Below are 11,992 nucleotides of genomic sequence, written 5' to 3' on the forward strand. Positions count from 1 at the left end.
CCATTTTATTTGTTGATTTTTTGATTGCTTTCTTTGGAAAGTTTTATCGATTTATAAAATTCAATGTCTTAGCATAATCCTTTTATTGATTTAATTTTACTATCAATGTTAGACTCGAATAATGAGCAATCAGTATATATACGTAATAATGAACTTTCGATGTCAAGCTCATATTTATTACAATAATGTCTGACAGCTTGAATTAAACTACCACATATAAATTGGGCTTTATGTGCGTATAATTTTGTTTGATATTGAGAGAAAACAGCGTTGTGAGCTATTAAGTTTCTAAGTCTGTAAATAAGCGTTATATCAGAAGACACAGCATTTTTAAAATCTGCAATACCATTTTTGTCATTATAGAAAGTCTGAAGTTTTTTTAAATCAAGTTTATAAACCTCATCGTTCATTTCTTTTATTATGGAAGAAATGTTATTTAGAAAATGTGATAATTCAATTTGTTGTCCCTCTTTTAAATTGAGTTTTGCATCCTCAATCAATGTAGGGGACAAGTCATAGTAATTATCATGATTTTGTGTACATTGTATTAAATGAATATATATCCCTCGTGCATATGAATAAAAGAAATTGCGAGATAAAATGCATGAACATAATATCTTTGCCAAATTCAGAATATTACGTTCTTTCTCTAGGACTATTATGTTCTTTTTTAGGTCTTCACTTACTTTTAGAATGCTTTCTATCGCAATCCAATTATAAAGAAGTTTGTCTTCATGTCTTTCTGAGTACATTGCTTTTTTATGCCAGTGTAATGCATTAGCAATTCTTTTAAATGTTTTACTATCTATATTTTTAGAATTATCAAACTCTTGAAGATAACCTGGTAATCTGTCAGCAATGTTTGATATATTATAAGATTCTATATCTCTGTAAAAACGAGCTCGTTCAATGTCATCTTTAATAGAATCCATAGAGCCGCATTCTTTTCCGTCAATTTCTATTACAGCAAATTGTTCACTTATTGAAAGTTCTTTCTCCATGCCAATATTAAGTGATATGAAATCAATAATGCTGTTAGCCTTAGATTTCGCAGTATTTATTGATGTGTGTAAAAAACGATGTTTAATTGGGATCGCAATATTTACGAATTGAAAAGATTTGTCAGGTTCTTCAATTTTACTAAAATGCGGTTCTTTCAAATAAGTAGCATTGTTTACAGAATAAATATGAATACCTTGTATGTATGAATTAATACTTCCCTTAAGACCTGATAATCTCAAAATGACATGTCCGTCTTGAGGTTGCTTGTGAAAATGCCTCATTATATTATTAATATAATCTTCAATGCTACGTTTTTTCAATCGTTCACTTATAGCTTCATGGTATGCTTCTTCAGAACAGAAATCATTTTGATTGAGATCATAATAAGTTTCTTTTGCAAATATAACTTGTCCAGACACTGTAACGAGAATACCATCTTCGTCTAGAAAACTATTTATGTCATGAATGTCTATGCCAAGACATAAAAATTCAGTTATTAATGATTTTGTATATAAACAGATTTCTTGTTTGATGTTATCTAATAACCTATCCTCTTTCTTGATAACTTGTACTAACTTTTCAGATATGGCATTAAGATAATCATAATTCTCCATTGATTGTAGAATATTCTTGCATATTGAATTGACATACAATGGGGAATTATCCCAGTTTTTTAAAGCAAGAGCACATTGTGTATGATATAAGTTTGCGAATACTTTATCTGATTTAGAGCTCTTGCTAAGCATATCCTTAAACAACTTCCTATTTTCACTATTCTTAAATGTGTTATATTCTATTTCAGCAATAATATCATTAAGAAGAAAATGAGGATTATCTAATTGAGTTCTATAGCTGTCTAAATCACATAATTCTTTTATGCAACTATCCCAGTATTTTAGCCAAAATTTCAGTGGAGTATCAGTTGGATAATTAAAAATTGTCCTTAATTTATCATTCATAATAATTATTCTTTATTATACTCTTCTTTTGTTATTTGCGTGTATGGATCTACGATTAAGACTTCATCGTAGGTAAGACCATAAAGATGATAGACTAACAAGTCAATTTGTTGCTCTAAGGCTGAGGTATCAGCAGAAGGCGTAACTTTTTTGACATTAAGGATATTTTCTACAATATTATTAATTGTTTGTTTTTGCAAATCTGACATGTTAGGCAATGGAAATTTTTTAATATCTTGAACAAGAATTTTCGGAAAAGCACCTTTTGTTGCTTTGGGCGAATGATTGAAATGATAAAATGTTGCCAGTTTGGAATTCAGAATAGCCCAAATAACATCTAAAGATAGACCTTTCTTTGGAATAATACATATCAATTGGGGGTCATTAACAAATCGTTCTTTTAATTTACATGCAACAATGGTTGGATTTGTAATCTCACGTACTAAGACCCTTTCATTGTCAAAGAAACGCAAATTAACATAACCATGCAACATGCTTACCATATTTAACATACTCACCAGTCGAATGGTATCCAAATTTAGTTATATCTCTACCGTAAATCTCCTTAATATATGATTCATCTAATTGAACAGGTGAATGCCAAAGTCTTTGTTCTACTATTTGAGAACCTTTTTCTTTTCCATAAGTTTCAATAAGATCGGATTTACGATATGGTATATATCCTTGTGTAACGTCGAAATAATCTATTATATGTTTAGATAGTGATGATAATTTAGTTGTAATTGCAATAACATTATTAGAAAGCATAAATGCTAATCCCCAATTCTGGTTCATTGCAATCAAATCATCTTTGGATATATATTCTCTTTGTTGAGATATAAGTTTATTAAAAGAAAACATATTAGCTGTGTTTCGATATCCAATAAGGCTATTATCATCTTTTTTATTTTGCCAAATATTAATAGTATTTCTAATTACAGCTTTTTCAAATATTGGAAATTTAGTACAATCAAGAATCTCAATTATTGTCCACGTTTTCAAAATGCTTTCACGATATTTTATTGCGAATGTATTAAAAAGATACGTATTTGGAATTATATATGATAATATTCCATTTTTAGCAATAAATAGTTCTGCAATTTGTATGAAATAATAATATATCTCATAGTCAGGAACATTCCCTAAATGTTCCACTACTTTTTTACGATAATCTCCTTTTATTGATACACCGTATGGCGGATTCCCAATCACCACATCAAATCCATCTTTCACTCCAAACATCCATTCCGAATCAAAAAAAGGAGAAGATGTGTTTTGGTTAAACATATCCCATGATGCCAACTGTTGTGCTTCGGTTTCATTTACAAAACCTAATGCTTTTAGTTCTTCTGCAAGAGATATGCGGAGTTCTTTTATCTTCTCTTTGTATTTACGTTTGGTCTTTACAGTTTTTGCTCCAAAGATTTTGTGATTTGCAGTTTTTAATTCAGCTTTTATTTCACGAACCTTGTCTGTATCTGTAATGCTAAACTCGCTATTCAGTCCAATAAGCGTATTGGCTGCCACAAACTTTGCCTCCAAGTTAGGCAACGGACGGATGCCAAAATTATCGGCAGGATTATTGTTGGTCTTTTGGTCGACAACCAGAGAAATGAAGAAACGCAACTTGCTTATCTGTATTGCTATAGGCTGTATATCTACGCAATAGATGCAGTTCTCTATTAAGTATAACTTACGTGCATAGTCAGGGCGATTGATATTTTCGTTAAAGCTACGCTCTATGTCGGCAACCAATTCTTTTCGCTCTTCATCGGATGAATTACGATAGGCTTCTGATGTTTCGTCAATAGCCTTGTTGAGCATCATCTCTTTCCATTGCCTGTTTTCCGGGTCAATACGATTGAGAATATGTACCATTTGTTGCAATATGCCTATAGGGAAAGCTCCCGAACCACATGCCGGGTCAAGGATTTTGCAATCGTAAAGTGAGTGCATGATACTTGTACGTTGTTTGTCGGAAAGTTCAACAGTGTCATCGGTGTATTGCATCAATTGGCGGAACTGAGGTTCCAAATCCTCACCAACAGTCCGTTTGAGATGAGCCACCAAACTCTCGTTTACCATATACTGAACAATCTCACGGGGAGTATAGAACGAACCGGTCTGCTTGCGGGCGGTGGTTTGTGTTTCCGGATTGTATGAAGCCAAAAGGTTTTCAAATACCTTGCCCAACAGTTCCGGGTCGAGTGAAACTTCTTGGTCAAATGGAGTATTCTCTTCCACAGTAAAGTTATAACGCTTTAGAATATCGATGATACCACGAGCGGAAACCTTCTTCTTTTTCTTATCACCGTACCATTTTGAGAGGTTAATGTTTTTTCCAACCTCTTCACCGAAGAACAGGTAATCCGGTACTATCAAATACTTCTTTACACTCTCACGGTCACTAAAACCGTCATAATACAAATCATTATCCTTTTCGTCCAAGCAATCAAACAAACCGCCATTCAAGAAAGGTACGGTTCTGTTTGCCAAATCGACAAATAGCTGTGGGTTTTGGAAATATGACTCATAACGCATGAGTTTGTTATTATCGTAATCACCACGCCCTTTTCTAAAATGACGTTCCGAGAGTTCATTACTGCCTTCGGGGGTAATAGGACTATTCAGCATAGCAAAGAATAAGTTTTGTAAGATAGCCTTATAGTATTTGCTTTCATCCGACTTCCAAAACATATCAACCATGGCATGTGGATTAAATCCTTCTATCAGGTTATTCGCTATATATTGTTCGTCAAAGAATTCGTCCGGGATAAGATGTCGTTGTTTCAGAAACCAAACAAAAATAAGACGAGTAATCAGACGGATTGCACTCTCGTTGTTATACTTATCATCATCTGTTTTATCTTTAAGGTCATTGGGGAAGCGTATGATTTTAATAGCCCAAGCATACCAATCGCTGAGTTCATTATAGAAATCCTTAGTTAATATTTCTACAGAGAAGCGGTTACGTAAATCATCTGCGCTAACGACACGCCCTTTTTCGTTCAGATACTTATTTGGTGTATAGTATGCGATTCCCTTTCCTAAGAAATAGCTATACCTGCGAGGGTTGCTATAATTCCGTTTTGTTCGTGCCGAATTTTCTTTTGAATCAAGTGTTATTTCAATAAAAGAAAAGCGATAATTATCAGAATTGTCCTCTGGAACAAAAACAACCAAGGCACGGTCTTCCGTTTCATCGGCAAGCATACGGAATGCTTCTTTTGATAGTGATACTCGGGCATCATTTTTTGATGTATGTTTTACTTCGTACACAACCAAATCAAGTTCGGAGGAATAACCTAATTTGACAGCTTGCGTACTATACGTCATTTGAGTATGAAAGGTGACAGGCTCTAGAGTAGGGATAAAATCCTCCGGTAAGAATTTGTTTTGCAGGAAGTTTACAAACTCCTGCCGATTGTATGCTTTATTGAATTCCATATCTGATTGTTCTTTTATTGTAGTTCTTCACTTAAAATCAATGTCTCTTTACTATCATCCACTTTATTCTGAGCGGTAATGATACGAGCCAAATACCTGGCAGAGATTTTCAACGGTAATTTTTCCGCATCCTTGGGAGTCAGTTGATTGATGTATCGTAGCTCATATCCTGACAGGGCATCGGTTTTGATGACTTGAAGCAAATCCTCCAAATAGTCTTTCGACAAGCGTTGTTCTTTTTTCAAGACCTTTATCTTAGCCAATGCATTAAGAAGTTCTTTCTCATTTCGCTCAGATACATCATTGCTAAACAATGATGCTTTTACCCTTTGATATATGTCGTCAAAATTCTTACTCAAACCTATCGGTACTTCTTCTTTTCCTGCTTCAAAAAGTGCAATGGCTTCTTCGGCGGGAATCATAACAGGAGTATTTGCAGCGTCGCTAATCTTGAATACAAAATCATCGCCTTTTCGCCCAAACATCAATACTCCTTTTTTAGGCTTTCCAACATTACGGGCTGTTCTTGCCCGGTGTGGCAATTCAACGGCTTTGTCGTATATATTCGTACCTTTTAGGCTGTTCAATAATTTGCGGTAAGGAGTATCCCATGATGCCTCCTCGTTGTGTGCAAATTCTTTGCGGTAACGCTCCTTGAAGAAAGCTCTAACCTCTTCCTCTTTAGTAAGCGCTTTGGTGTCTTCTCCCATAATGGCATGAATCATTGCCATTTTAAGTGTGGAGATTTCTTTTGTCCGAGTCTCTGTCTCACCCACATCCGTAGGAAAATAATTGTAAATATACAACTCGTCAAAGACCTTTTTATTGATACGATTGATTCGGCCGATACGTTGGATGACACGAGTCGAATTATAAGGAATGTCGTAATTGAAAATTGCGCCGGCACGATGTAGGTTGTATCCTTCGGATATAGCATCGGTTGCGACCAAGATATGAAAAGCATTTTGTTGTAGCGACTGCTTTAAACCTGCATCGAAGTTTGCCCGTATACGGTCTTTATTTACCGGAGTTGCATCTGCTGATGTATATTTCATAACAGGCAGTCCTGCTTTGATAAGGGCATCGCCCAAATAATTCACGGTATCGGCAAATTCTGAAAACACAACCAGTTTCCTGCTTGGCTCATCTTTCATTTGTTTTCGGATAATCCGAATGAATGAACTCAGCTTAGGGTCACATTTAATGGTGTTCTCTTTGCCGAACCATTGCTCACACAGATTTTTCAGTAATTGAATATCCGCTTGCACATCCGACATGAATTCGTCTTTTACATATTTCATGTCTATCTCGAAGAACCCCTTGGCTTCGTATTTTTCAAATAGTTCCTTGATTTCATCCATATTGTCGTTACCGGAATCATAGAATGTTTCCACGTCAGGCAAGTTGCCCTTTTTGAATACGGGTATCTTGTTTCGCTTTTCAATCCATTTGAGCATATGTTCGGATGACTGTATCATATATCCCAAAGAAGACTGGAAAGCTGCGACCGAACTTTCAAAACGTGCTACCAGCAAGTGGCGCATGAAACTTGAAATGTTTGCTTGTCGTCCAATCAACAGATTGAATTTCACTCCTGTTTTGTCTTCAAGTTCTTTGGCTAATTTCTCTTTTAAATATTCGTGTATATATAAAGCAGGAGAATAGCGTGCAGCCTTGAAACGATATATATCATCACTGCCACCTTCCGATTTACTGATTCTATCTAAAGTAGATAGATATAAATCTTTTAACTCGCTCAAATCATATTCCAATTCTTCCGGATCATTTGGTAATACCAATTGAATATTTTGTTGCTTCAAGTCTTCTGCATATTCAGGGATATCCTGCAAATCCAAACGTGAACGGCGTACTACTAATGGGCTTATAATGGAACGTATCTTCTTGGCTATGTCGTTTACTTCGTGCTTAATATCTTCATCGGTTGCTTCTCCTTTTCGTTGCTCTTCACGCAGAACTCTATATTTATCTATCAAGTCTTTGAATGAAACTCCTAAGTTCTCAACAGTTTTAAGTGTAGAGCGCGATGGTATTTGGAATAGTTTTATCAGTGCATAAATATCTGCCGGTTGATTGTTGAAAGGAGTGGCAGTAAGCAGTAAAACCTTATTTCCTAAACAAAGATTGTGCAGTAAGGCATAATCCTGAGTATATTCGTTACGGAAACGATGTGCTTCGTCTATGATTATCAGGAATTGTTCGCCTTCCTTTACCAACTCTTGGTAATGTAATACAGCTTGCTCTATTTTCCCTGCACTGAAAACAGAAGCCGTATATCCGAACTCATAACGATAGCCTTCCCATTGTTTATATAAGTGTGGCGGGCACACAACAATGGTGCGCAATCTAAGATTGCGTGCTACGGTTGAAGCTATCACACTCTTGCCCAACCCGACAACATCGGCAATAATAGCTCCGTTGTGGTTGCGCAGTGCATTCAGAGCCATCTGTACGGCATCGGTCTGATATTTTAGATTAGAATATTTACCATCTGTTATATCGTGCGGAGTTAATATATTGTCAGATGTGGGAATATTGAAATACTCTTTAAGGACACGAATATACATCAGATATGGCGAATAAATCTTATCATACCATATATGTGCCATTACTTTATTGTTCCATTCGTCAATACAATCCTTACTTGCAATAACCACAGAACTCTCCCACAATTCGTCGAATATCTTTTTTCCTTCATCATAATCACGTTTGTCATTGAAACGGGCGTTTAGTTCCAAGCGTCCTTTCATTCCTTGATAAGAAAGATTACTGGAACCGGTGATTAAAACACCGGGTAGCTCTCCATTCTCATTCATTATATCGTTATAGGCAAACAGATACATTTTTGAATGACACGGGTCTAACGTCTTACGTATTTCAAGTGTCCCGTTGAGGATTTTCCCATAAAACATTTTGAACTGCTCTTGCTTCTCTGATGTATCCAGAAAATCAGAGTTGTTAAAAGCTTGAACGAACTGTGTATAGTATTCTTCCCTGGCTGCATTTCGTGAAATCAATCCGTTTCTGAAAGTTTCTATTTCACGTATGTGTTTGGCTATTTGCAATTCAATATCTAATCCCACAAGGATTTGTATTTGTTTATCTCTTAGTTGTTCGGATAATTGTATATATCCGGAATAATAGAAATAACCAATCAACATGTATACTGCATCTGTTTTTGGTAGAATGCCATTAATTATGTCTGATAAGAATTTTTCTTTGTTTGTAATAAAGTTACTGCTCATGATATTATATATTAAAGAGGTCTTTATTTTGTTCTACTAGCAATCAAATCCTTTGGATCAATATTGAGAATCTTAGCTATTTCAAACAGTACTTCCAAACTTGGTTGTCGTCTGTTGCAAACATACGCATTGACTATGCAAAAACTTTTATCAAGTTTCTCTGCTAACCAAGTTTGCTTGATACCTCTTTCTTCAAGCACCTCTTTTATTCGATTCATGGGTTTATCCATTGTTCCGTTTTTTATATAGTCAATATGAATACAAAGATATAAAATATTATGCTATATTAAGAGAAATAGAGAGGAAAAATCCCTTTTTTACAATTCATAATGAGTGAACGGATCATTTTGATTTGAGTATGCTTGCTCTGTCTGTAAAGCGAAACAAACCATGAGTGTTGTTGATATGGCAGACGGAGTATTATTGTATATTTCTTTTACACTTGAATTGTCTTTAGTAAATACTATTTCAGTTAGGAAAACGGGGTGAGAATATTCCGTAATGTATCCGTATAAACGATTGATAACTGTTGGCTAAGAAATACGTTTGTCTTTCATCTTCTTGTCTTCTTTTCCCTCTTTCTTTCTCATTTGTAAATTATCAACTGTCAATTAAAACGCTTCTTTTCCTTTCTTTTTGATTTTTTATAAGCCCGAAATACTGCGATGTTTTGGAAAAAGACGCTATCGGGACTGAAAAACGCAAAAAATCGCGTGTAGACATAATGTGTTTAATATCAAAATGTTACACGTATATATAAGAAAGTGTGCATTGTTTGGAATAAGAAAGTTGCCTGATTTATACACGAAAGTTGCCTAATTACGTTTCAAAAGCAGCCCTTTTACCTTGCAAAAGGTGGCATATTAGACCGCAAAGGCACGTGTTTTACACTCTTTTGGACGTACTTTTGCGGAAAAACGCACGTTCGTTTGTTATAAAAGACATGGCTTTTCGTCATTCACGATTGCTTTTTACATCTATTAACACGTAGGACAAGACTTTCAGACAATAGTTTTGAAATGACAAAATGACATAGGAAAGCGATTTATAGTTGCCATTTGATATTTTCTAATTGGGAAATTAGAAAATAGAGAAACAGCGTTCACCGACCGGATGGAAAGCCAATTAAAGTTTTTTGATGCTTACAATATATTTGGGCTAATTCATGTCAAATCGAGAAAATCGGTCGAATTTGGGCAAAACTATACATTACTTGCCAGTTCAACATATTCACATCACTGATTATCAGTGACCATTCATTTTAATCGGTACAACCTCTGTTTTGACAAATATATAGAATGTAGGGACAAATGCAAACCACTGTATTTCATTGCTTTGCATATACGTGTTGTACCGCCTCTTTTCAGCCCTTTGTGGAATGTCCCACTATCAGATACAAGGTGTTGAGTGATAGGGCATTTCCGCAGGTATGTTACAGAACGCTTGTTGAATGCAAAGGTAGTGGTTTTCTTGGGATTTCTGTGGTTTGCGGTGTGGTTTTTCTTCCCAAGAGGGTACTTGATAATAGAATTGATCATAGAACTAGGGAACTTTTGTAGAATACATATTTGATTCGCTTGAAAAAGTGTAGAACAATTGGTAATATTCGTTTGGAAAAGTGTAACAAATCTGTTTTATTCGCTTAGAAAAGTGTAAAACTATATGCGTTATATTTGTTTTTAGCCTTAATATTAATGTCTCAATCTTCATTAGATTATACCCTGTCTGATATAATTGCTATAGTAAACCAATAAATTATACCCATACTGATATAATATCGAATATTTGTGCTAACTTTGTACCCGAAGAGGTGTAAAGTATGATGCTATGAATAATCTTTCTACTACGGTCAAAATGTTGCGAAAGCAATATAATCTGACGCAAGAAGAACTCTCGTTGAAGTCGGGGGTGGGGTTGCGCTTTGTGCGAGACCTTGAACAAGGCAAAGAGACGCTACGTCTCGACAAGGTGAATCAACTTCTTGACTTTTTTAATTATGAAATGGTTGCCACTCAAAAAAACAGTAATCAATGAGACAAGCCCATATATTTTATAAAGACCAATTGGCTGGTATTCTGACTGAAAACGATGCTGGATATGAATTCCGTTATTTACCAGAATATATCTCTCTTGAAACGGCAAAGGCTGTCAGCCTGACATTGCCTTTACAGGCAGATGCATATACAAGTCCTGTGTTGTTCCCATTTTTCGACGGTTTGATTCCTGAAGGATGGTTATTGGATGTTGCACTGCGGAATACTGACATAAGTATTCTTGACCGGATGTCGTTGCTCTTGACCTGCTGTAAGGATTGTATCGGAGCGGTAAGTGTTGTTCCTATGGAAGAAAAGGAGGTAAGCCATGTGTAATTGTCTGTATTGTTATCGTCCGCTCCTGAGGGGGGAAAAGGATATGCATCAGGCTTGTTTAAAGAAGTTCTTCGGAACAGCAACATTGCCTGTTCTTGATTATACGACAGAACAACTTGATCAGCTTGCTCTGCAAATCATTCAAGATCAAACCTCTTTGACCGGTGTTCAGCCGAAGTTGTCCTTGCATTTGAAAGAGCATGAGGGCAGCAAACGATTGACTATTGTTGGTCTATGGGGCGGTTATATTTGTAAACCACAGACCTCGCAATATGAAATGATGCCTGAGGTTGAGGATTTAACCATGCATCTTGCAGAGGTGGCACGTATTGAGGTGGTTCCTCATACGCTGATGCGGATGGCTGATGACACGCTATGCTATCTTACCCGTCGGATTGACAGAACTTCTGCCGGAGAGAAGATTGCGATGGAGGATATGTGCCAACTGACGGAAAGGCAAACAGAGCATAAATACAAGAGCAGTTATGAACGTATCGGCAAGGCTGTTTTGAAATACTCGTCTTTACCCAAAATGGATGTTACCAATTTCTTCGAGTTGGTGCTTTTCTCTTGGTTGACAGGAAATAACGACATGCACTTGAAAAACTTCTCTTTGTATGAGATGGCGGATATGATACGTTTAACTCCTGCTTACGATTTATTAAATGTGGCTATCATTAATCCCAAGGATGATGAAGAGTTGGCATTGACCTTGAATGGTCGGAAGAAAAAACTTCAAAGAGAGGATTTTATTAGGTCAGCAGCCACGCTGGGTATAGAGAATGTGATTGTAGAGCGATTGATAAATAAGTATGTCAAACTATTGCCCAAGTTTGAGACTGTCATTCAAAGCTCTTTCCTAAGTGCTGAATTAAAAGAAAAGTATGGCGAATTGTTGAAGGAACGGCTTAAACGACTTTTATAGGCATCTAATAATACAGCAGAAACTTAA

At 35.8% G+C, this 11,992-nt stretch carries 8 protein-coding genes; 3 read left to right on the forward strand and 5 right to left on the reverse strand.

The window, feature by feature from the left end:
• Positions 1 to 68 precede the first annotated feature (68 nt).
• The 5 genes from HPS54_RS06970 to HPS54_RS06990 are packed head-to-tail and all read right to left on the reverse strand — an operon-like array spanning position 69 to position 8,901.
• A complete protein-coding gene (locus HPS54_RS06970) occupies positions 69 to 1,961 on the reverse strand; it encodes a hypothetical protein (RefSeq protein ID WP_172344744.1) in 1,893 nt (630 codons plus the stop codon).
• A 5-nt stretch (positions 1,962 to 1,966) separates the two neighbouring features.
• Positions 1,967 to 2,473, reverse strand: coding sequence for a TaqI-like C-terminal specificity domain-containing protein (locus HPS54_RS06975; protein ID WP_172344745.1), 507 nt, complete (start codon positions 2,471 to 2,473; stop codon positions 1,967 to 1,969).
• Entirely contained in the window at positions 2,436 to 5,408 is a 2,973-nt protein-coding gene (locus HPS54_RS06980; protein ID WP_172344746.1) for an Eco57I restriction-modification methylase domain-containing protein, read from the reverse strand. Before HPS54_RS06980 ends, HPS54_RS06975 begins: the two co-directional genes overlap by 38 nt.
• Positions 5,409 to 5,422: 14 nt before the next feature.
• The gene (locus HPS54_RS06985) at positions 5,423 to 8,671 is read right to left on the reverse strand and encodes an SNF2-related protein (RefSeq protein ID WP_172344747.1); all 3,249 of its coding nucleotides are present in this window, start codon (positions 8,669 to 8,671) and stop codon (positions 5,423 to 5,425) included.
• A gap of 23 nt (positions 8,672 to 8,694) precedes the next feature.
• Positions 8,695 to 8,901 carry a helix-turn-helix domain-containing protein gene (locus HPS54_RS06990; RefSeq protein ID WP_172344748.1) on the reverse strand — a complete coding sequence of 69 codons (207 nt, stop codon included), beginning with the start codon at positions 8,899 to 8,901 and terminating at the stop codon, positions 8,695 to 8,697.
• Between the two features lie 1,597 nt (positions 8,902 to 10,498).
• On the opposite strand from HPS54_RS06990, the gene HPS54_RS06995 reads away from it, so the two are divergent.
• The 3 genes from HPS54_RS06995 to HPS54_RS07005 are packed head-to-tail and all read left to right on the forward strand — an operon-like array spanning position 10,499 to position 11,965.
• The gene (locus HPS54_RS06995; protein WP_018666066.1) at positions 10,499 to 10,705 is read left to right on the forward strand and encodes a helix-turn-helix transcriptional regulator; all 207 of its coding nucleotides are present in this window, start codon (positions 10,499 to 10,501) and stop codon (positions 10,703 to 10,705) included.
• The gene (locus tag HPS54_RS07000) at positions 10,702 to 11,040 is read left to right on the forward strand and encodes a HipA N-terminal domain-containing protein (RefSeq protein ID WP_117959070.1); all 339 of its coding nucleotides are present in this window, start codon (positions 10,702 to 10,704) and stop codon (positions 11,038 to 11,040) included. The genes HPS54_RS06995 and HPS54_RS07000 overlap by 4 nt, the downstream gene beginning before the upstream one ends.
• The gene (locus tag HPS54_RS07005; protein ID WP_172344749.1) at positions 11,033 to 11,965 is read left to right on the forward strand and encodes a HipA domain-containing protein; all 933 of its coding nucleotides are present in this window, start codon (positions 11,033 to 11,035) and stop codon (positions 11,963 to 11,965) included. Before HPS54_RS07000 ends, HPS54_RS07005 begins: the two co-directional genes overlap by 8 nt.
• Positions 11,966 to 11,992: the final 27 nt, after the last annotated feature.

Source organism: Xylanibacter caecicola, from assembly GCF_013166515.1.
Lineage (GTDB): Bacteria > Bacteroidota > Bacteroidia > Bacteroidales > Bacteroidaceae > Prevotella > Prevotella caecicola.